General features: G+C 62.8%; 18 protein-coding genes. 8 read left to right on the top strand and 10 right to left on the bottom strand.

Translation table 11 applies throughout. The features are described 5' to 3' along the window. The first annotated feature begins 132 nt into the window (after positions 1 to 132). Both Q3Y64_RS13465 and Q3Y64_RS13470 read left to right on the top strand, forming a co-directional pair. Positions 133 to 834, top strand: coding sequence for a CatA-like O-acetyltransferase (locus Q3Y64_RS13465; RefSeq protein ID WP_303562570.1), 702 nt, complete (start codon positions 133 to 135; stop codon positions 832 to 834). Positions 835 to 1,003: 169 nt separating this feature from the next. Beyond that, positions 1,004 to 1,801 (top strand): DnaJ domain-containing protein, encoded by a 798-nt coding sequence (locus Q3Y64_RS13470; RefSeq protein WP_303562571.1) that lies wholly within the window; start codon positions 1,004 to 1,006, stop codon positions 1,799 to 1,801. Between the two features lie 43 nt (positions 1,802 to 1,844). Here Q3Y64_RS13470 and Q3Y64_RS13475 read toward each other — a convergent pair whose 3' ends face one another. The 5 genes from Q3Y64_RS13475 to Q3Y64_RS13495 all read right to left on the bottom strand — a co-directional run bounded on the left by Q3Y64_RS13475 (position 1,845) and on the right by Q3Y64_RS13495 (position 6,584). Further along, positions 1,845 to 2,282, bottom strand: coding sequence for a nucleoside deaminase (locus Q3Y64_RS13475; RefSeq protein WP_101940736.1), 438 nt, complete (start codon positions 2,280 to 2,282; stop codon positions 1,845 to 1,847). 166 nt (positions 2,283 to 2,448) lie between these two features. Further along, the gene (locus tag Q3Y64_RS13480; RefSeq protein WP_303562572.1) at positions 2,449 to 3,066 is read right to left on the bottom strand and encodes a hypothetical protein; all 618 of its coding nucleotides are present in this window, start codon (positions 3,064 to 3,066) and stop codon (positions 2,449 to 2,451) included. A 64-nt stretch (positions 3,067 to 3,130) separates the two neighbouring features. Beyond that, entirely contained in the window at positions 3,131 to 3,724 is a 594-nt protein-coding gene (locus tag Q3Y64_RS13485; protein ID WP_303562573.1) for a YiiX family permuted papain-like enzyme, read from the bottom strand. A 149-nt stretch (positions 3,725 to 3,873) separates the two neighbouring features. Further along, a complete protein-coding gene (gene rrtA, locus Q3Y64_RS13490; protein WP_303562574.1) occupies positions 3,874 to 4,497 on the bottom strand; it encodes a rhombosortase in 624 nt (207 codons plus the stop codon). After that, positions 4,494 to 6,584, bottom strand: a complete 2,091-nt coding sequence (locus tag Q3Y64_RS13495) for a VIT and VWA domain-containing protein (RefSeq protein WP_303562575.1) — start codon at positions 6,582 to 6,584, stop codon at positions 4,494 to 4,496. Before Q3Y64_RS13495 ends, rrtA begins: the two co-directional genes overlap by 4 nt. A 202-nt stretch (positions 6,585 to 6,786) precedes the next feature. Between Q3Y64_RS13495 and Q3Y64_RS13500 the strand changes: the two genes are divergently transcribed. Then, complete coding sequence (locus Q3Y64_RS13500; RefSeq protein ID WP_170022286.1) at positions 6,787 to 7,401, top strand: TetR/AcrR family transcriptional regulator; 615 nt, start codon at positions 6,787 to 6,789, stop codon at positions 7,399 to 7,401. Between the two features lie 90 nt (positions 7,402 to 7,491). Here Q3Y64_RS13500 and Q3Y64_RS13505 read toward each other — a convergent pair whose 3' ends face one another. Both Q3Y64_RS13505 and Q3Y64_RS13510 read right to left on the bottom strand, forming a co-directional pair. After that, the gene (locus Q3Y64_RS13505; RefSeq protein ID WP_303562576.1) at positions 7,492 to 8,802 is read right to left on the bottom strand and encodes a right-handed parallel beta-helix repeat-containing protein; all 1,311 of its coding nucleotides are present in this window, start codon (positions 8,800 to 8,802) and stop codon (positions 7,492 to 7,494) included. Between the two features lie 162 nt (positions 8,803 to 8,964). After that, positions 8,965 to 9,969, bottom strand: coding sequence for an NAD-dependent epimerase/dehydratase family protein (locus tag Q3Y64_RS13510; protein ID WP_303562577.1), 1,005 nt, complete (start codon positions 9,967 to 9,969; stop codon positions 8,965 to 8,967). A gap of 105 nt (positions 9,970 to 10,074) precedes the next feature. Here Q3Y64_RS13510 and Q3Y64_RS13515 point away from each other — a divergent pair, with 105 nt between their 5' ends. Next, entirely contained in the window at positions 10,075 to 10,959 is an 885-nt protein-coding gene (locus Q3Y64_RS13515; protein ID WP_303562578.1) for a LysR family transcriptional regulator, read from the top strand. 44 nt (positions 10,960 to 11,003) lie between these two features. On the opposite strand, the gene Q3Y64_RS13520 is transcribed toward Q3Y64_RS13515, so the two are convergent. Both Q3Y64_RS13520 and Q3Y64_RS13525 read right to left on the bottom strand, forming a co-directional pair. Beyond that, positions 11,004 to 11,777: a GDSL-type esterase/lipase family protein gene (locus tag Q3Y64_RS13520; protein ID WP_303562579.1), complete on the bottom strand. Its 774-nt coding sequence runs from the start codon at positions 11,775 to 11,777 to the stop codon at positions 11,004 to 11,006. Positions 11,778 to 11,785: 8 nt separating this feature from the next. Next, on the bottom strand, positions 11,786 to 13,918 hold the full coding sequence (locus Q3Y64_RS13525) for a bifunctional diguanylate cyclase/phosphodiesterase (protein ID WP_303562582.1): 2,133 nt from the start codon (positions 13,916 to 13,918) through the stop codon (positions 11,786 to 11,788). Between the two features lie 534 nt (positions 13,919 to 14,452). Between Q3Y64_RS13525 and Q3Y64_RS13530 the strand changes: the two genes are divergently transcribed. From Q3Y64_RS13530 to Q3Y64_RS13540, 3 genes are all read left to right on the top strand, one after another. Next, a complete protein-coding gene (locus tag Q3Y64_RS13530; RefSeq protein ID WP_303562584.1) occupies positions 14,453 to 14,941 on the top strand; it encodes a hypothetical protein in 489 nt (162 codons plus the stop codon). A 102-nt stretch (positions 14,942 to 15,043) separates the two neighbouring features. Next, positions 15,044 to 15,973, top strand: a complete 930-nt coding sequence (locus Q3Y64_RS13535) for a 5'-nucleotidase (protein WP_303562585.1) — start codon at positions 15,044 to 15,046, stop codon at positions 15,971 to 15,973. Between the two features lie 755 nt (positions 15,974 to 16,728). Beyond that, a complete protein-coding gene (locus Q3Y64_RS13540; RefSeq protein ID WP_303562587.1) occupies positions 16,729 to 17,313 on the top strand; it encodes a hypothetical protein in 585 nt (194 codons plus the stop codon). A gap of 50 nt (positions 17,314 to 17,363) precedes the next feature. Here the strand turns inward: Q3Y64_RS13540 and Q3Y64_RS13545 are convergent, their stop codons facing one another. Continuing rightward, positions 17,364 to 19,538, bottom strand: coding sequence for a bifunctional diguanylate cyclase/phosphodiesterase (locus tag Q3Y64_RS13545; RefSeq protein ID WP_303562590.1), 2,175 nt, complete (start codon positions 19,536 to 19,538; stop codon positions 17,364 to 17,366). 798 nt (positions 19,539 to 20,336) lie between these two features. Between Q3Y64_RS13545 and Q3Y64_RS13550 the strand changes: the two genes are divergently transcribed. Then, positions 20,337 to 20,909, top strand: coding sequence for a cytochrome b (locus Q3Y64_RS13550; RefSeq protein WP_303562592.1), 573 nt, complete (start codon positions 20,337 to 20,339; stop codon positions 20,907 to 20,909). The last annotated feature ends 185 nt before the right edge of the window (positions 20,910 to 21,094 follow it).

A 21,094-nucleotide genomic window follows, 5' to 3' on the forward strand; every position in this document is an offset into this window, starting at 1 on the left:
CGGCAGCACCTCATCCTGCCTTGAGCAGAATCGTCGCCTTTTTGGGCTGCCGATCCTCCCCCCACAGGCCAGCGCCGCGCAATTGCGGCGCATGAGCGAGAATGCAGCCCGCGACTTCTCCTCCTGGACACCATGAACCAGACCCCACCCCTCCCGCCGGACAGCCTGCAAGCCTGGTCCGCCCGCCCGCTGAGCAGCGCCGAGCGCGAGGGCTATCTCGACTGGGCGCTGGATTTCTTCACTGACGAGACGGTGGCGCAGGACCCCTTCGTCGACATCACCCTGCAGCTGGACGTTACTGAAGCACATGCCGCCTATCGCGCGCAAAGCCTTGCCGGCCTGAGCTTCTTTTCCTTCCTCATCTGGCATCTGGCCCAGGCGATGCAGGGCCAGCCCGATTTCCAGCTACGCCGGTTTCATACCGAATGGTGGGTACTGGAGAATGCCCCGATCGTGGTGCCGGTGGCCATCGGCGGCGCCCAGCGCTTCACCGAACTGCTGCTCGAGAACACCACCCGCCTCAGCCTTGCCGACTTTGCCGGGCACTATCGCCAGCAGCTCGACGCAGCCCGGCGTGGCGAACTGCCGCGCCTGCCAGAAACCACCTTTCTCGCGGCCTGCTTCATCGGCAATCTGCCGCAGCTGCGCTTCAGCGGGCTGAGCCTGCACTGGCGCCAGAGCCGGATCCAGTGTCAGCCCGGCTTCTACTTCGGCCAGCGCTATGAGCAGGGCGGCCGCCTGCTGATCCCGATGGCCGCCAAGCTGCACCACGCCTGCACCGATCCGCATGTGCTGAATGCGCTGATCACGGATTTCCAGCAGCGCTTCGCCTGAGGCCGCAGAATCCGCCTGAAAGGCGGAAAAATTCCGCCTTTCAGGCCTCATTGCGCCGCATGTTGATGGCTTGAAAACGATATATTCACGGCAAACACCGAATCCTTCAGTGCCCGCCGGAAGCACCTGCGCAGGGCATCTCGACTTCTTGAGCCAGACAGGTCTGCACATGCCCCAGGAAAAGACGCTTTACGATTTGCTCGAAGTGAGCCAGAGCGCTTCGGCCGATGCCATCGAATCCGCCTATGACCGGCTGAAAGCCAGGTATCTGGAAGGCAAGCTGAAGTCGGACACACTGGATCCGGACACCCACTTCAATCTGATCAAGGACGCCTGGCAGACCCTCTCCAATCCGCAGCGCCGTGAGCGCTACGACGCCCGCCGCAATCCGCCTGCGCAGGAAGTGGCCTACAGCTATACGCCGGTCGAAGCAGAAGCAGGCATTGGCAATGGCCTCAAGTGGGCGGCCGTGATCCTGCTAGCCATCGGCGTGGGCAGCTACTTCTACTTCAACCACAAGGTCGAACTCGAGCGGCAACGCGTGGCCGCCGAAGTGCTGAAGCTGGAACAGCAAAGGCTGGAGGACGAAGCCCGGGCACGCGCCGAAGCCGCAGAGCTGGCCGCCCAGCGCGATGCGCGCCGCGCTCAGGAACAGGAAGAGGCGCGCCGCCTGGCCGAGCAACGCCGCTTCGAATCCGAAGCCCGCAGCATCAGCCGGGAAGTGGACCGCAACCTCGCCAGCCAGGAATCCCAGCAACGCCGCGAAGAACTCGCCGCCCAGCGCTCCCAGCAACGCCTCCAGAGCGAGCAGGAATCCCTGCGCCGGCGGGAGGAAAGCGATGCCAGAAATCGCCTCGCCAAGGAGCAGGCCTATCTGCGCCAGCTCGAGCGGGATAACCGGCGCACCTCAGGCGGCATCCCGAGCAGCCAGTCCTCATCCTCGCCCTACGGCTATTACCCGCGCTGAGTGAAGGCCAGACGGGCGCGCGAGCGCGCCCCTTGCCTGCCTCCTATACCCCGATATCCTCGTTCCACAGCTCCGGGCACGCCGCGATGAACTCGCGCATCAGATGCACGCAGCGTGCGTCCTGGCGCACGTCCACCTCGACCCCACGCGCGCGCAGCCAGCCTTCCTCGCCCATGAAGGTCTCGTTCTCACCCACGATCACCTTCGGAATGCCATACAAGGCAATCGCGCCGCTGCACATCGGACAGGGTGAAAGCGTGGTGTAGAGCACTGCCTCGCGATAGACACGGGCCGGCAAGCGGCCGGCATTTTCCAGCGCATCCATCTCGCCGTGCAGGATCGCACTGCCCTGCTGCACCCGGCGGTTGTGCCCGCGGCCGATGATGCGGCCCTCATGCACCAGGACCGAACCGATCGGAATGCCGCCCTCGGCACGCCCCTTCTCGGCCTCTTCGATGGCGGCCTGCATATAGATATCCATGGCAATTCCTTTCACGCTGCGGGGCTGAAAAACCTGCTCACGGAATGATTGTGCCGCAGCCTGCTCCAGCTGTGCAGCAGATCGACGCCCGCGCTTCCTGCGCTGCACGCAGAGCTCACTCATCCGCGCCGGGCAACAGGTCGTAGCATGATCTGGAAAAGCTCACTCAGCGGGCGGCGTCTTCGCTCGTGCAAAGCAGAATGATCCTCGCCACCTGCGCGCTGGAGGGCAGGAAGGTGTGGACGACCGGCATCAGGACGGTTTCGTTGATCCAGGGCGCTGAAGTTTCTGCACACGCCACCACGCCATCGTTGGGCTCGCCGCCAAAGCACCGTGAAGTCAGCGCGATCCCGCGATCTCCGCAGATGCGGGTGGTGGGCGCCGCCACCGGCGACAGGGCGCCCATCCGATCATCTGAAGCCAGCAGCTGGCCGCAATCACCGGTCGCGATCCGGAAGACGACATTGCGTTCAAGCATCCGGGCCAAACGCGCAGCCCGGGTGGGAGAGCCAAGCAGAAAGACCCTCAGAGGCTGGCGCGTGGCGGCCGGGAGCGAAGCCAGTGCCGAACGGAGCAACACGCCTCCCAGTGAATGGCCGATCAGGATGTAATCGCCCCTGGCGGCGAGCATCTGAATGCGTTCGGAGAGCCGGCGGGAGATCTGTTCAAAATCCTGCAGCGCAGTCGAGTAAGCAAATGTGCCGGTTGCGATTCCGTTCGCCTGAAGCGTGCGCAGCATCCGCCATCCCGACAAGGGAGTGCGCCCCATGCCGTGGATGAACAATGCCTGCAGGGCGTCCGCTGGCGCCCTCGCGGCGGGGCGGCTAGCCGGCGACGGCGCGCAGCGTTTATCGCTCACTGACGGTCCTCAGCAGCGGAGATTCGAAGATGGCTGCCGGCGCGATGACGGGCTCGGCAAGCGGCAGTCTGTTTCCATAGCGCTCCTTCAGTTTGGTTTGAACCGAAGGGTGGCTGAGATCAAAGTCGCCCAGTTTCGACAGCGGCGCCAGTTCAATTCCGGCCGCCGATTTGTAGAGTTTCCACACCAGTTCGGAACAGTAGATCCGGTTGTCAGACCATTCGAAGGCGAGGTCATAAGGCTTGCCTTCATAGTGCCTGCTGTCCTGCTGCAACCTCTTGATGGCCGCCTCCGACCAGGGGGTCTTGAGCCGTTTGATGACATAGCGGCGGTCCTTTCCTCGATCCAGCCACTGCTGTAAGGGGGTGTATCTGACCGGCTGTACCGCCTCAAGGACAAAAGCTTGTCCATTGCGGAACAGCACAATCCCCATATGGCTGTAGCGGGATTTTGTCGCCAGCTGCACGGCTCTGCTCTGACTCGACAGGGAGGTGTGAAAAACGATGTCGCCTGCTTGTGGCGAATAGCCCTGGGCAGATTGCCCCATCAGCAGAGCGAACAAGACGAAGGCTGCGCGACCCATCTGATACTCCTGATTCATGGGCAGACAGGCCGACTTCTCCCTCTGCACGGGCTGCCTCATGTGGCATGTGCCGGATGCTCGGCCACAACACATGACGCGTCAAACCTCCGCTCGCCTGGACGCAGGCTGCGGCCAATACGTCCGCCACCTCAGGCGGGGTGTTCCAGCCGCCTGCTCCAGCGCAAGCACACCACCAGGCTCCGCCACCACAGCAGCAACAGTCCGCCCAGAGCACCTGCCAGATGCATCAACGGCACGCTGGGCCAGGCGGTGCTAACGACGAGGGACTGACCGGCGCTGATCTCCAGCAGCAGCTTCACGACCAGCCCGCAGCCTGCGAGCACGAACACCGGATGCCGGTGCGTCCACCACAGGTCGGCCAGCGCCACCACGAACAATCCATTCAGCATGCCGGAGAGGCCGCAGTAGCGCGCCAGCTCCGGCATCCCGAACCACAGGCCGAGATCCACTGCGAGCAGGCCGAGCACGGCGGCGGCCAGCATGCGGCAGCGGCCGTGCGTTTCCATCAGGCTGCCGATGATCGCCAGCGCACTGATATCCCACAGCGCGTGGCCGCCATCGCTATGCACGAAGTGCGCGGTGAGGAGGCGCCACCACTCGCCATCGGCGATGGCGCCCCGGTCATACACCAGGGCCGCCGGGGCCGGGCCGAAGCCCAGCCACAGCAGAATGGCCAGCGCCACCCCGAGGGCACTGAGCCAGGGCCAGCCACGCCAGCCCGGCTCTGCTTGCGAAAGGGATGACTCGCTCATGCCGCGCGGCGCAGACGCAGGCTCAGGACCAGCAGGCCCAACAGCGCAGCCACGCTCCAGCCATCCAGCGCACCGCCGCCACTCCCCCCACCGCTGTGACTGGCACGCGGAGCCTGGCTGATCGGCTGCTGGGTATCGACCCGGCGCGACACCGGGCCACCCTGTGCGCGTTGCTGGCGCGCCGCGTCCTCCGCCGCCACGCGCGCCTGATTGCGGCGCTCGATCTTGTTGGCGGCGAACTGGTCTTCGCGCAGCACCAGCATCGAGGTGTAGTCGGTCACCAGCGAGTACTCCAGGGCCAGATCGGTGGCCGCACGCTTGAGGTCGGCCTTCTCGCCGAAGTCCGCCATCTCGGCTTGCAGCGCTTCGATCGAAGCATAGGCCCACAGGCGTTCCAGCTCCGGGTGCTGAGCCGTTTTCGCCGGGAAAGCGAATTCGGTGCGGTAGGTTTTCGGGTTGCCGGAAACGCGCCCAGTGAGCTCCACCTTGGCCGGCCCGTCGCCCCAGTAGTGGCCGATCAGCACCAGTTGCTGGCCACGGTAGAGGCTGCCGATCTGGGCCGGGGTGAGGTCGTCCGTCTTCACGCCGTTGATCTTCACCTGCACGCCGTGCAGGGCTTCGTGGCTCACCTTGCTCACCGCCGTCAGCAACTGGCCGACGATGTCGTCGCTGTTCGAGATGCTGATCGCAAAGCCGTTGGAGGCACGGGTCAGCGCTTCGAGCAACGGGCGATTGGCGCTGTTGCCCATGATGAAGGTGAACAGGCGCACATCCTTCTTCTGGATCAGCTCGATGAACTTGCGCTGCGCGGTTTCACCCACGTTGGCCACGCCATCGGTAACCAGCACGATGGCGCTGGTGCGGTCGGCCTCCAGCGCGTCCATCCCGACTTGCAGACCCGCAAAGAGATTGGTGCCGCTGCTCGGGCGCACCGCGGCCACTTCGGCGCTGTAGCGCTTGACCATCTCCGGCGTGGCATTCACGTAGCCCCCGGTCAGCTCGGTGGCGCGTTCGTTGAACAGCACGATGCGGAAGCGATCATTCGGGCGCAGCTTGCCCAGCGAGCGCTGCACGCCATCAGCCAGGGTGGCGTACTTGCCCGTCATGGAGCCGGACACGTCCAGCACGAAAATCCAGTCGCTGCCCTCGGTGATCGGCTTGAGGTCGTCACCCGGCGTCACAGTCAGCATGAAAGTGCCACGCTTAGCCGCATCCGGCTTGTAGGTGACCAGATCGACGCTGCCCGGCAGGCCAGCCTTGTGGCGCCAGTACACCACCAGATCCTTGTCCAGCGAAAAGGCCGCACCGCCGCTCTGCGGGTTGAAAGCCGCTGGCGCAGAAGCGCTGGCCGGCTTGCCGCTCTCACTGGTGGCCGGGCCAGTAGCGCCCTGGCTGCTGAGGCTCACCTTCCATTCGCCGGGGCCGATCTGGCTCACCTGCGCCGCGCCCTGGTTCGGCACGCGGATGCCATCCACCGGATAGCTGGATTTGAGGTGCAGGTTGAAACTGAAGCTACCGCTCACCTTCGGATTGGCGGTCCAGAAAGCCAGCTTCTGCTCATCCACACCGCCCTCTTCGAGCGGATACACATAGCGGCCGATGCCGGTATCCACGGCCGCCGTCTGCAGATAGACGAGGCGGATGCGCGTGTCCTGGCCGGCGCGCACCGGCGCCACGCTGATGTCGAAGGTCTTGTAGCTGTCCTTCTCGGTCAGGCCGGCATCCCGGCCGGCCTTTTTTTCTTGCTCGTAGAGCTGGCGGGCCTGCTGCTTCTCCAGCACTTCGCCGGTGACCGGCTTGCCGTCGATCCACAGCGTGAATTCGCCCACCGCGCCATGCTCCGGCACCGGGAAGGAGTAGATCGCTTCCAGATCCTTGTCATGCGGGTTATGGAACACCTGCTCCACCGTGGTGACTGCAAAGCCATCCTCGATCACCACCTTCACATGCTGCTCGCGCAGATCAAGCGGCGGCTTGCTGCCATCAACAGGGGTCAGCAAGCCCGCCGCCTGCACCATCGTTCCTGCCAGCATGCTGAGCAGCAGGATCAGCATCCGCCACATTCCCAAGCGACTCTTCCGGATCATGTTCATCTTCGCCTCGCATAATAAACACCGTTCAATTGACGGCCTGAAAAAAGAACCTGTCCATTTGCGGGGCGCACCAGCCAACGCACCCAAGCTCAATTGAACACCGTTCAAATTCGTTTGTAACACACAAATGAACGTCGTTCAATAAACAGGTAAAATCTTCTCCAACGACATCAGCACCCACGCGGAGACAGCCAGGATGGCCAGGCGTAACGATCACAGCAGGGAAGAAATCCACCAGATGGCGCTGGATGCAGCCGAGCGCATCGTCGTCGCCGAGGGCTACAAGGGCCTCTCGGCACGCAAGCTGGCCGCCGCCATCGACTACACCGTGGGCACCCTCTACCTCGTCTTTGAGAACCTCGACGACGTCGTGCGCCAGGTGAACGAGCGCACGCTGGACAAGCTCTACGCCTGGTTGCAGGCGCGCAGCGGCGCCTCCACCCGCCCCGAGGAAGCCGTGTTCGCGCTGGCACGCGCCTACATCGCCTATGCCGAAAACGACGCACCGCGCTGGAACATGCTTTTTGAATACATCGCGGCACAAGGCGGTGCCCTGCCGGCGAGCCACCTGCAGAAAGTCGGCAAGGTGTTCGGGCTGGTCGAAGCGGCGCTCGCCCCGCTGGCGGACCGGGCCAGTGCCACCGAAGTGGAGCAGGCCGCGCGGGTACTGTGGGCCAGCGTGCACGGCATCTGCCTGCTCAAGATCAGCCAGCGCATGGAGCTCGCTGGCGGGCAGGATGCCGAGGCCATGAGCCACATGCTGATCGAGAATTTCCTGCGCGGTTTCCGCAGCACCCACCAGGCGGCCTGAAGACACGGCCGCTTGTGCCACAGCGGGCGCGGGTAGGGCTTCAGCCCACCCGCGCCCGGCGGTCTGAAACCGCCCCTGCGAACGTCCCGCTCAGCGCTCGAAGGCGCCCAGATCCGGTGCAGAGCCGGTGTAGCTGAGGCCTACGTCGCCCCCCTTGTTGATGAGGTCGCTGCTGCTAGCCAAGCGCAGCTTGCTCAACACCGGCAGGCTGCCGTCGGACTGGCGGGCGGCATCCCAGCCGCTGGTCGACACCGACTGGAAATCCGCATCCGACACGGACACGCCGGTAGCCGCATCCCAGCTGTTGTAGCGCGTGTTCACGCCCGCGTTGTTGGCCAGCAGGCTGCCCTTGTACGCGATGTTGTTGCGCAGGGTGCCAAGGTTCACCGCCGCGCCACTGGAATCAATGCCGAGCAGGTTGAAATCGATGCCGTTGTTGTAGCCGGTGTTGTTGAAGTAGTCGTTCGCCACCGGGTGGTGATTGGCATAGAAGCCGCTGGCCTTATTGTTGAAGGCTACCGACTTGCGCACGACGTGCTTGGGCGCGCCGGCCACATACACACCGCCGTAGCCGCCGATCTTGAAGCCATTGCCGTTGCCGGCTGGCAGCGAAGTGGTGGTGCCCGGCAGGTAACCGTGCGACCAGGCCCAGGAATCTTCGATGGTCACGCTGGAATAGGCGTTGATGAGATCGAAGCCATCATCGGAGTTGTTCCAGGCGCGGCAGCCGCGGAACACATTGCCGGGATTGCCGGCCTTGATGTGAGCTCCGAAACCGTCCGCGCTCTGGCCGGCGCCGTTGGAGGTTTTGGGATCGTAGTTATCGTGCGAATCGGTGTTCAGCACCAGGTTGTAACCGCCGTTCTGGATGAACACGCCGGCCCCCATGATGTTGTGCACATTCAGCTGCTCCAGCACATTACGGCTGCCATTCACCCACACGCCCCAGGATTCGTGGTTCAGGTAGTTACCCTGCGGCACGCCCTTGATCTCCAGCCCCTTGAGGTGCACCCACGAGGCGCTGAGGTTGATGCCCTTCACGCGGCAGTTGTCCGTCATCTTGCTGAAATCGAAGACCGGCGTTTCACCGGGGTAGGCCCAGTATTTGATCGGATTGCTGGTAGCCCCGCTCTTGTTGAGCAGGATGGCATTGACCACATCGGTCTGCGAGGCGCAGCTGTTCACGCCGGTCTTGATGGTGTAGGTGCCGCCGCGCACGTAAACGGTGTCACCCGCCACGGCACTGGTCTGGGCGCGGCTCAGCGTTTTCCAGGGAGCGGCCTGGGTACCGGCCGCCGTATCGCTACCCCCCGGGGCCACGTAATAGGTGCCGGCCGAAGCCGCCGCCGAGAAGCCCAGCATGAGACTGCCCAGGAAGCGCAGGGAATGAGTTGTGTGCATTGATCGTCTCCGTGATCGCGGGCGTATGCCCTTGTGGTTTTGGGAACTGCCCGGCGACCTTATGACCAGATCTCCGCATTGTCTTGACCAGGATTGCGCATTTCTGGCGCAGCGAGCCGGACGGTTCGCCCGGCCCGACAGGCAGTGCCCGCCCCTCCACTCTCAGCGTTGCGCCAGGCAGCCCATGCCTGCCAGCGTCGCCTCGATGGCCTCGTCCAGCGGGGTATGCGGCTCCTCGCCCAGCACTTCCAGCAGACGCGCGTTCGTCATGCGCACTTCGGTCTGCCACAAGTAGCGCATCTCCAGCAGCTCGCGCAGCGTCGTCACGAAGGGCGCGGCGAGCCGCATCAGCCACCACGGAAAGGCTTTCAGTTGCGGCACGGCCAGCCCCTGGCGCTGCAACACGCGGCACACCGCCTGCGCCAGGGCACGGCCATCCGGATCCCAGTGACCGGCCATGTTGAAGCGGCTGAAGGCCGGCAAGCGCTCGCGCACTTCGAGCAGACGCCGCATCGTGCGTGCCACATCCGGCAGATAGGCGAACTGGTGGCCCACACCGGGGCGGCCCGGCCATTGCATGGCGCTGGGCACCCGCCCCGGCTTCAGCATGCCTTGCGAAAACCAGCTGTTGCGCGCCTGCGGCCCGAAGAAGTCGCCGGCCCGCACGATGATCACCCGCAGCTCGCCGGCCTCCGCCGCCGCCTGCAGACGACGCTCAAGCTCGACCCGGATCGCCCCCTTGCGGGTGATCGGCGCCTGCGGCGCATCCTCCGCAATCAGCGGGAAAGTGTCCGGACCATAGTTGTACACCGTACCCGGCAAGAGGATCGTGGCGCCCTGCTGACGCGCCGCCGCCAGCGTATTGGCCAGCATCGGCAAGACCAGCTCGCCCCAGTTGCGGTAACCCGGTGGATTCACCGCATGCGCAATCACCGCGCAACCCTCAGCGGCAGACAACACATCGGCCTCCTTCAGCGCATCGCCGTCCAGCCATTCAATTCCGTCACGCAACAGGCGTGGCACGCCCAGCCCGCGCTTGAGGCCACGCACCTGCCAGCCCGCCCGCAGCAGCTCGCGCGCCAGCTCGCCGCCCACCCCGCCCGAAGCCCCCAGCACCAGCGCCCGCTGGGGCATCTCGCCTTTCCCTGCCGTTTCGTTCTTGTCCATCACGCCGCTCCTGTTCGCCTCGCAGACTTGCGATGCACTGCATTCTGGGCGCCACCGGATCAAACGGAAATTGCCTGAATGCGTAGCGCAGCTATACATTTATGCATGACTACCGCCATCCCCTGGGATCTTTACCGCAGCTTCCTCGCCGTGTTGCAGGAAGGCTCACTCTCCGGCGCCGCCCGCGCGCTGGGCCTGACCCAGCCCACCCTCGGGCGACAAGTCGCGGCACTGGAGCAGCAACTGGGCGTGGCGCTGTTCACCCGCTCGCAGACCGGCCTCGCCGCCACCGATGCCGCCACTGCCCTGCGCGGCCACATCGAAGCCATGCACAGCATTGCCGCCTCGCTAGAGCGCGTGGCCAGCGGCCTGGGCGAAAACGTCCGCGGCGCGGTGCGCGTCTCGGCCAGCGAAGTGATGGGCATCGAATGGCTGCCACCGATCCTCGCCCGCCTGCGCCAGACCCATCCCGAACTCGAGATCGAGCTGGTGCTCAGCAACCGGGTGCAGGATCTCGTCCAGCGCGAGGTGGACATCGCCGTACGCATGACCCCGCCGCGCCAGGATGTACTCCTCGCCACCCGCGTCGGCAGTGTGACCGTGGGCCTGCACGCCCACCGCGACTACCTCGCGCGCAAGGACGAGCCGGCGAGCGTGGCCGAGCTGGCGCAGCACGACCTGATCGGCTTCGATCTCGAAACCCCTTTCATCCGGGCCGCCGGCAAAGGCTTCGCGCAATGGCGGCGCGAAGCCTTCGCCCTGCGCTGCGACAGCGACCTTGGCCAGCTCGCCCTGCTCCGTGCCGCCGCCGGCATCGGCTTCTGCCAGCACGGCGTGGCACGCCGCGATGCCCAGCTGCAGGCGCTGTTGCCTCAGATCAGCATAGAACTGCCAACCTGGGTCGCCATGCACACCGATCTGCGCAACAGCCCACGCTGCAAGGTGGTGTTCGACGCGCTGGCAAGCGGCCTGCGCGCACTCATAGGCTGAGGCGCATGCCCCTTGCGTAAGGCCAAACGCGGCTGAAGGCGCCGCTACCGCGTCTGCGCCATCATCTCGTCGAGCAGGCCCTGCATCGCATCGGCCCAGATGGCATATCCACGTGTGCCAGGGTGGAGCTGATCCGGCATCAGCTCGGGCGGGATACGGCCCTCCACCAGAAAGCGCTCGCCGATATCCAGATAGCGCAGGCGCTGGCCATCATCAAGCTGCGCGAGGCGCGCATTCACGGCGCGGATCACTTCCATCCGCCGCAGCCCGTCATCCATGCTGCCATCGGCATTGCGGCGCGGCCCGCGCGGCAGCACGCCGAGCAGCAGCACCCGGCTCTGCGGCGAGCCCGCCTGCAGCGTGGCGAGAATGTCCTGGATGCCGGCCACAATGTAATCCGCGCCCTGCGAAGCGCTGTTGTTGGTGCCGATCATCAGCACCACCACACGCGGCCGAGTCTGGGCCAGCAAGCCATGGTCGAGGCGCCACAGCACATGCTCGACGCGATCGCCGCCCACCCCGCAGTTGGCCGTGCGCCAGGCGCCGTAATGCTTTTGCCATAGCGCCGGCTGCTTCGCCCAGCCTTCAGTGATCGAATCGCCGAGGAAGAGCAGCTCCACATCGCCACGCTGCGTCTGCTGCAAACAGGCCGCATGTTTGCGCAGGAACACGCCGCCATCCTTCTTCTCCAGCGCCGGCACGCTGCGCGCCACGCCCGGCAAGCTCGGCGGCGATTGCGGCGGCAGCGCCGCACAGCCCAGCAGCAGCCCGGCCAGTGCCACGCCCACCAGGCCGTGCCGGAAGAAACCACTGCGCACCGCCCGCCTCATGGCAGCAAGGGCGCCGGCCCGAAGCCTGGCAGCAACAGCTCGCCCGCCTCGCCCGACCCGTCGGCGCGCTCCCGCGCCAGGTGCTCGGTGGCCGCTTCCGCCACCAGCGGGCGCGCAAACAGATAACCCTGGAAGATCGGGCAGCCCAGCGCGCGCAACCACTCGGCCTGGGCCTGGGTCTCGACGCCCTCGGCGATGATTTCGAGGTTCAGGTTCTGCGCCAGACGGATCGCGCTGGCGCAGATTTCAAGGCTGGTCTCATCCTTGCCGAGCCCGTCCACAAAGCTGCGATCCAGTTTGAAGGCCTGCACCGGCAGCACCCGCAGATAGCTCAGCGAGGAGTAACCGGTACCGAAATCATCAATGGACAGGCGCAGGCCCAGCTGGCGCAAGGCGTTGAAGCGCGCCACGGTCTGCTCCGGATCCTGGATCAGCACCGATTCGGTGATCTCCAGCTCCAGATCCGCCGGCACCAGGCCATGGCCGGCGATGGCGCCAAGCAGCGTGTCTTCCAGATAGGGATCGAGCAACTGGGTGGCCGAAAGGTTCACCGCCATGCGCAGATCGGCATGCCCCGCCTGCCGCCAGGCCGCGAGCTGAGCGCAGGCGGTGTCGATCACCCAGGCGCCGATATGGCCGATCAAGCCGTTGGCCTCGGCCAGCGGAATGAAATGCAGCGGGGAGACGAGGCCCAGCTCCGGGTGTTGCCAGCGGATCAGAGCCTCCATGCCCAGGGTGCGGCCCGTGCTGGCGCTCACCTGCGGCTGATAACAGAGGAAGAACTGCTTCCGCTCCAGCGCTTCGCGCAGCGCCGATTCGAGGCCGATACGCTGGCGGAAATTCTCTTTCAATGCCGGATGGAAGCTGCGGATCTGGCTCACCCCGGCATTCTTCGCCTCATGCAGGGCGAGCTCGGCGGCGGACAGCAGCTCGCCGGCGTTTGTCGCGTCATCCGGATAGATCGCCTGCCCGATGCTGGCGCTGAGCTTGAAGTGCTGGCCCTCTACCGCCACCGCCTCGGTCAGCGTGCCGCGGAGCTTCTCGCAGAACACCCCGACGCCCGAGGCCGTCTTGATCTGGCTGGCAATCAGCGCGAAGCCATCGCTGCGCGAGCGGGCCAGCACATCGCTGTCACGGATCCGGCCGCGCAGGCGCTGGCTCACCTGCAGCAACAGCTCATCACTGGTGGCGAGGCCGTGGGTACCCTTGAGCGCGCCGAGGCGGTCGATATCAAACAGCAGCACTGCGATCTTCGTCTCAGGGCTGTGCTGCGCGATCATGTTTTCGAGGCACAGGATGAAGCCAGCCCGGTTCGGCAGGCCGGTCAACGCATCGTGATGCAGGATCTGATCGGCCCGCGCATCGGCCAGCCGCCGCCCCTGCACCTCCTTGGCCAGGGCCCGCGCAATGCGCTTCTCCTGCAGCTCGCGGACCCGCATTTCCTTGCGCACCACCAGCGAGAACGAACCGGCCAGAAACACGAAACCGAAGCCGCCGAGGTAGGGCACGCTGATCACCCCCGAATCGGACATGCTCGAAAGTGCCAGCGTCACCAGCATGATCGCCAGCCCGATCCAGATCAGCGTGCTCGAGAGCCGATCCTTCATGCGCATCAGCGCGAAAGTCACCCCCAGCGTGTAGACCATCACGATCAGCGATACCAGACGCGCTGCCCGGTACACCAGATTCGCCTGGCCCTGAATCATCCGGATGCTCTCGCCCCAGGGCAGGGTCAGCAGCTTGTCCGGGTCCAGCGCATAGAAACGGTAGCCATAAGGCATGAAGAAGTTGTAGCCGATCACCAGCAGCACGAAGCCCATCAGCCACACAAACGGCTGCCGCGAACGCTTCTTCGGATCCAGCGCCGCAGCCGCCAGCGCAATCGGCGGAATCACCAGCACCGAAAAGAAATTCACCCACAGATGCGCCGCCAGCGCGCGCTCGTGATCCGGCGCCGAATACTGCAGCGCATTGCAGAACTGGAAGCCGGCAAAACCCACGCAGATCGCTGCGAACGCCCAGTTCACGCGCGCATGCCCGCTGCCCCGCGCCAGGATCGCCGCATGCGCAGCGGCCATCAGCAGGATGCCAACGGAAATCAGATAAGCGCTGATCAGTGGGGAGCTCATCGTTCGGGCCTTAAGAAGGCGGGATCTATCTGCCCCGCTCAGGAAGTGAAGAATACTTCCAGATCCGTACGAAAGGGCGAACGACGCAACATCGCCGGCCAGACGGGCGAGCTCCCGGCGCAGTGCAAGCCAGGCAGAACGCAGCCCCGGCGGCTCCAGCGCCTGAGCGGTCTTGATCGGGTTTTAACTGTACGGGATAGGCCCTCGAGCCGATCCGGATGCCATCGCGCAAGGGGCGCGTCCAATGCCGATGGCAAGAAAATTGTCGGCGGATTTGATATTTCTCACACTTTTAGAGGAAATGGAATTGACGCCGGAATGCGCTGGGGATGATGCTGATTGGGTTGTTGGATCGGGGGCTGGCGGTGGCTCATGCGCTGGCGGAATGAGCGCTGATGGCAAAGCAAAGGTCTGGCCTCGTTTTTCGTATTAGTAAAAAATGACTTAAGAATTCAGGTCGTTTTGACCAATAAGCCAGTAAACGGACGCTTTGGGGTCCACTTCACGTTAGCGTAAGTAACTAGCGAGCATTGCATGCAAAAAAATTTCGATAAATTTAACTATTACGTTGGCTGTGTGTTCGCGCTCCTGCATGATGAGTTTCCATGCAGACATAAGATCGATTTCGTTAAGTTAATTGGTGCTGAACAATGCGCAGAAACTTACAACAACAGCGGAAGCTGGACAGGGCGCTATCTTCGCGACGGAGCAATTCAAGACGTACGTGAGGAGCTTGATCTTGTTTATGAAACTGTCAATTGGTTATACGAAACAGGCTACCTGATTGGCTCAGTAAGCGTCACTCAGTTAGGACGCAATGCCTTTGTTACCTTGAGCCCAAAAGCATTAGAAATACTCAAGGTGGTTCCAGCATCAATCGATTCCCTGTCCGCTGGAAAGTCTATAGGCCAGGAGCTTTCTGAAGCCGTCAGATCCGCGGCCAAATCGCAGGTTTCCGATCTGGCGAGTAAGGCACTTTCTTATTTGTTCAAGGTTGGTTGGGATACTTTATCCAACTCGTAGCGCTAACCACTCCGTCGAGAGGGACCGCCCACAAGCTGCGCTTTTGGTCGCCCTTCGCGGCTTCGCCGCTATGACGACCGCTCACGTCAAACGTTATACTTTATGGCCTATCCTATCGATCGAAAGCTAGTAATCGGCGTGGCATCAAGTGCCTTATTTGATTTGGCTGAGTCGCACGAAATTTATTTATCTAAAGGCGTTGAGGAATACAGGAAGCATCAAGAAGAAAATATTGACAATCCATTCCAAAAAGGCGTCGCATTCCCATTCATTAGGCGTTTTCTTGGTATTAATAATGCTTTTCCAAAGCAACTTCCGGTAGAAGTGGTACTGCTATCAAGAAACTCACCTGAAACAGGATTGCGTGTATTCAGATCAATTCGGCACTATGGATTAAATATCTCCAGAGCAGCATTCATGACTGGCAGCTCTCCCTATGAATACATCCCCGCATTTAATGCATCTCTTTTTCTAAGCGGCAATGAAGAGGATGTAAGAAAAGCTATTGAAGCGAAATTCCCGGCAGGGGTAGTATTGCCGTCAATAGCAACGGACGATGAAGCAGACAATCAACTTCGAGTTGCATTTGACTTTGATGGAGTCATTGCAGATGATGAGTCTGAAGCAGTTTTTAAGAAAAATAATGATCTATCTGAGTTTGAAACACACGAAACTCAAAAACGAGAAATACCACACAAGCCAGGACCTCTAGCAGATCTTTTCAAAAAATTATCTTTTATGCAAAAGCTTGAAGATAAAAGGCTAAAAGATGATCCCGACTACCAAAGAATACTTAGGATATCAATTGTTACCGCACGAAATGCACCAAACCACGAGCGGGTAGTAACAACACTAAAAAACTGGGGTGTATCTGCCGATGCTTCATTTTTCTTAGGTGGAATGGAAAAATCCAGAATACTTACAATTCTTCGTCCACACATGTTTTTTGATGATCAACGAAGTCATCTTCAAAGCCCTGAGGGTGATATTCCAATGGTTCACATTCCATTTGGCATCGCCAATAAAATTTAAAATTCCGTCGAAGGGGCCATCCACACGCTGCACTTGTAGGTTCCCTTCGCGGCTTCGCAACTACGACGGCCGTCACGTCAAGCGTTGAGACTATAGAAAAACCAGCTTTCGGCACGGACGCAAAATTGGCCATAAAATCGACCATCCAGAACGCACCAGAATCGACGACCCCGGCCTCAGGAAGGGTCAATGTGCCAAGGCATTTGCATCGGGTTTTGAAAAACAGAGTTTTTCTACACCCTCGTTAGGGGGCCTATGCCAACACACAGATGGAAATGCTCAAACTGCGGAGATACAAATCTGCCGCAGACTGAGAAATGCCGCTCTTGCGAGACGCCGGCACAGTCCGACGTTGCACAGGTACGCCCTAAACGCCGCGCACTTGGCAATTGGCTAATTGGTGGTGGCCTGACAGTAATGCTCGGTCCAATTGCCATCTTCTTTTTTATGGTCACACATCGATCGCTTTTTAGCAGCGACACAGTTCTCTTATGGCATTACTTATCCGCATTTGGTCTGATCGTATATGTTCCAGTCGGCCTTATCATCATCGTTATCGGAGCGCTTGTTCGTCGTTAGTTTAAGTGGGCGGATGTCCTGTTGCCGCCCCGAACCCTACGCTCAACCTGACGCCCAATAACTGAGTGCAAGAGTGGAGTGAAACTCCACCGCATGCCTGAATAAAAATGGCGGAGTTGGCACTCCGCCCTACGCCAAACGATCCACGGTTTTTCAAGCTGCTCGCCATTCAATCCATGAGAAAAGATTCCGCACGGGTGTGGGCGATTGTCGGGGCCATTGCAGTGCCACTGGCGGCGCTGCTGGGGCTGGAATATCTGGGGCGCATGCCTGCATCGCCGGAAGTCTCCCTGCCGCCTCCTGCTACGGCCATGGCGAATCCGCACAGCGCCCTGCCCGAACCCGCCTTGCTGGCACCACCGCCCGCACCGGCTGCGCCACGCTATGCGCCCGGCACTTATCGCTGCATGAGCCAGGGGCGCGCCGTGTATACCGACAAGCCGGAGCGCGATTGCGCCACCAGCGCTGAAGTGAGGCCGGTGAATGCGGCGCCGGCGGCCGCCGGCATCGCGCCCGCCAAGCCTTATCAGCAGCAGCTGGCCGAACTGGAGCAGGCCCAGGCTGCGGAAGCGACGCGCACCGCCGTGACCGCCCCGTCCCCTGCACCACAGCCGTCGCGTGCGGCGCGGTGTCAGGCGCTATGGGCCGATATCCAGCGCCTCGATTCGCTGCTGCACCAGCCACATTCCGCAGCCATGGGCGATCACTGGGCGGCCGAGCGCCGCAGGCTCTCGGACCTGCGCTACGCAGAGCACTGCTGAGCAGCCTGCAGCGCCAAAGCGGACACGCCCGGTACCCGTTGCGATATGCGTCAGAGGCGAGCCCTGTAGGCAGACAAGCCGGAGTGGGATTGCGCCGCCAACACTGAAGGCAGGCGGGGAAGTTCCGTGCCGGCCGCCTCTGCCGTGATGCCCCCGGCACGCTCCTGCGCCAGATGCGCGGTGGCCGCTTCCGCCATCAGCGGGCGTGCAAACAGGAAGCCCTGGAAGATCGGGCAGCCCAGCGTGCGCAGCCACTCGGCCTGGGCGGAGGTCTCGACGCCTTCGGCCACGATATCGAGGTTCAGGTTCTGCGCCAGACGGATCGCGCTGGCGCAGATTTCGAGGCTGGTTTCGTCCTTGCCGAGCCCTTCCACAAAGCTGCGATCCAGTTTGAAGGCCTGCACCGGCAGCACGCGCAAGTAGCTCAGCGAGGAGTAGCCGGTACCGAAGTCGTCGATGGAGAGGCGCAGACCCAGCTTGCGCAGGGCGTTGAAGCGCAGCACCGTCTGATCCGGATCCTGGATCAGCACGGATTCGGTGATTTCCAGCTCCAGATCGGCCGGCACCAGGCCATGACTGGCGATGGCGCCGAGCAAGGTGTCTTCCAGATAAGGGTTGAGCAACTGGGTGGCCGAGAGGTTCACCGCCATGCGCAGATCGGCGTGCCCGGCCTGCCGCCAGGCTGCGAGCTGGGCGCAGGCGGTGTCGACCACCCAGGCGCCGATGTGGCTGATCAAGCCGTTGGCCTCGGCGAGCGGAATGAAATGCAGCGGGGAGACGAGCCCAAGCTCCGGGTGCTGCCAGCGAAGCAGCGCTTCCATGCCCAGGGTGCGGCCCGTGCTGGCGCTCACCTGCGGCTGATAGCAAAGGAAGAACTGCTTCCGATCCAGCGCTTCGCGCAGCGCCGATTCGAGGCCGATACGCTGGCGGAAATTCTCTTTCAACGCCGGGTGGAAACTGCGGATCTGGCTCACCCCGGCGCTCTTCGCCTCGTGCAGGGCCAGCTCGGCGGCAGACAGCAGCTCGCCAGCGCTGCTTGCGTCATCCGGATAGATCGCCAGGCCAATGCTGGCGCTGAGCTTGAAGTGCTGGCCTTCTAGTTCCACCGCTTCGGCCAGCATGCCGCTGAGCTTTTCGCACAAGACGCTGACGCCCGTTTTGGCCTTGATCCGGCTCGCTATCAGCGCAAAGCCATCGCTGCGGGAGCGGGCCAATACATCGCGGTCGCGGATCCGGGCACGCAGGCGCTGGCTCACCTGCAGCAACAGCTCATCGCCGGTGGCAAGGCCATGAGTGCCCTTCACCGCACCGAGGTGGTCGATATCAAACAGCAGCACGGCAATCTTCGTTTCAGCAGATCCGTGCTGCTCAATGGCGTGTTCGAGGCGCTGGATGAAACCGGCCCGGTTCGGCAGGCCAGTCAGCGCGTCGTGATGCAGGATCTGATCCGCCCGTGCATCGGCCAGCAGCCTCTCCTGCACCTCCCTGGCCAAGGCCAGGGCATTGTGTTTTTCCTGCAACTCGCGCACGCGCATTTCCTTGCGCACCACGAGCGAAAACGTCCCCGCCAGAAACACGAAACCGAAGCCGCCAAGATGGGGCAGGCTGATCACCCCGAAATCGGACAGACTCGAGAGCGCCAGCGTCACCAGCATGATCGCCAGCCCGACCCAGATCAGCCTGCTCGAGAGCCGGTCCTTCATGCGCATCCGCTCGAAAGCCACTCTCAGCACGTAGGCCAATACGATGAGCCAAACCAGGCGTGTCGCCTGGTACACCAGACTCGCCGGGCCCTGGATCACCCGGATGCTTTCGCCCCAAGGCAGACTCGCCAGTGCGTCCTGCTTCAGCGCAAGGAAGCGGTAGCCGTAAGGGGTGAGGAAGTTGTAGGCGATCACTAGCAGTGCAAAGCCTGTGAGCCAGAGAAAGGGCTTCCGGGAACGCTTCTTCGGGTCCAGCGCTGCAGCGGCCAGCGCAGTGGGCGGAATCACCAGTACCGAGAAGAAATTCACCCACAGATGCGCCGCCAGTGCGCGCTCATGATCCAGCGCTGAATACTGCAGCGCGTTGCAGAACTGGAAGCCGGCAAAGCCCACGCAGACCACTGCGAAGGACCAATTCACGCGCGCATGCCCGATGCCTCGCGCCAGAATCGACGTATGTGCAGCGGCCATCAGCAGGATGCCTACGGAAATCAGGTAGGCGCTGATCAGTGGGGAACTCATCGTTGGGGCCTTCAGAAGGCGGGATCTATTTGCCCCGCTCAGGAGGTGAAGAATACTTCCAGATCTGTACGAAAGGGCAAACGACGCAATATCTCGGGCGGGCAACTTCGGATTTCGCCCAGCCACATGCGATACGCGGCTGGGTGCCTGTGGCTTGCCGCAAGCGGGCTGGAGTCCAGTATTGGCAGGGCTTCCGTGGGTGAATGCCGACAATTCCGTTCGTTGCCCAGGTGGCTTTGCCACAAGCCTGTCGGCTTGGCGACAAGCATCCGGCGCCTGACGCCGAAGCCTGAGGGGCTGGCCGGCCCGCTCTTGTCACTACAGAGGCCAGAACCGGTCTCGTTGCACGCCATCATCATCCCCGCAAGCCTTGTGCCGTGGCCGTTTCCGGCTCATGCAGATTCCCGCAGGCGGGGTATAAGCCATCGGGCATGGCTTCTGGCATGGTGGCTGCATGGTGTAGGGCGGTGCTGTTCACCATGCATGCATGGCAATCACCGTGGTTCCCGGCCAGGAGTTGGTACTGCCAGTCGTAGCGAATCAGGTGGAATTGCGTGCCGGCCGGTTCTGCCTGAACCCGCTGCGCAGGATGACAGGCCGCCGGCGCCCTCCCCAGCCGTTGTAGCAATCAGGAGCTTCCTGCTCCTGAAGGGAATGAGCGCCGCCCATTCCCGTTTTCTCATGCCTTTTTTCGGGGGCCTCATTCCGCTTTGAGGCCCCGGTGTGTCTGTAGCTTCTGCGATTCCTTCCGTGTGTGACGGCTCCGACTTTGAACCATTCAGACGAGGAAGAAGAATCATGGAAGCAGTACGACATCATTTGGTCATCCGGGTCCTGCACTGGGCCGTGGCACTCATGGTCACCGCCGCGCTGGTGATGAGCACTTTCATCATGTCGCAGATTCCGGACGATGATCCGGAGAAGATGGCCTCGGCCCTGCGCCACATGAGCGTGGGGGTGCTGATCTGCGGCGGAACCCTGCTGCGCCTGTTCTGGCGGCGGCGCAGCAAGCGCCTGCCGGAGCTTTCGTCCGGCATGGGCTGGGCCGATGTGCTGGCCGGGATCGTGCACCGCGGGCTGGATCTGCTGGTGCTGACGATGATCGTGAGCGGCGCAGCGATGGCACTGCAGACCGGCCTGCCGCTGATTGCCCTGCGCGGGGAGGCGTTCCCGGCGGAGATCGTGTCGCTGTTTGCGTTCACGGTGCATGTGGTGGGGGCCTGTGTGCTGAGCGGGGCGCTGGTGCTGCACATTGGCGGCGCGCTGTTTCACCAGTTCATCCTGAAGGATGGCCTGCTCTCGCGGATGGGCTTCGATCTGCCGCAGCCGCAGCGCCGTAGCGTGCCGCAGACCGAGGGGCGGGACGCCTGAGGGCGGTCACGGGGTGGCTCTGGGTGGGGTTGCCCTAGGTGCGGCTTCAGCCGCACGTGCCCCACGCCACCTCGGGCTCCGCCGGCTGAAGCCGGCCCTACGGGACACTGATCGGAGATGGGTGGGTTGTCGTAGGTGCGGCTTCAGCCGCATGCGCCCCACGCCACCTCGGGCCCCGCCGGCTG

This window comes from Uliginosibacterium sp. 31-12, assembly GCF_030548425.1.
In the GTDB taxonomy this organism is placed as follows: domain Bacteria; phylum Pseudomonadota; class Gammaproteobacteria; order Burkholderiales; family Rhodocyclaceae; genus Uliginosibacterium; species Uliginosibacterium aquaticum.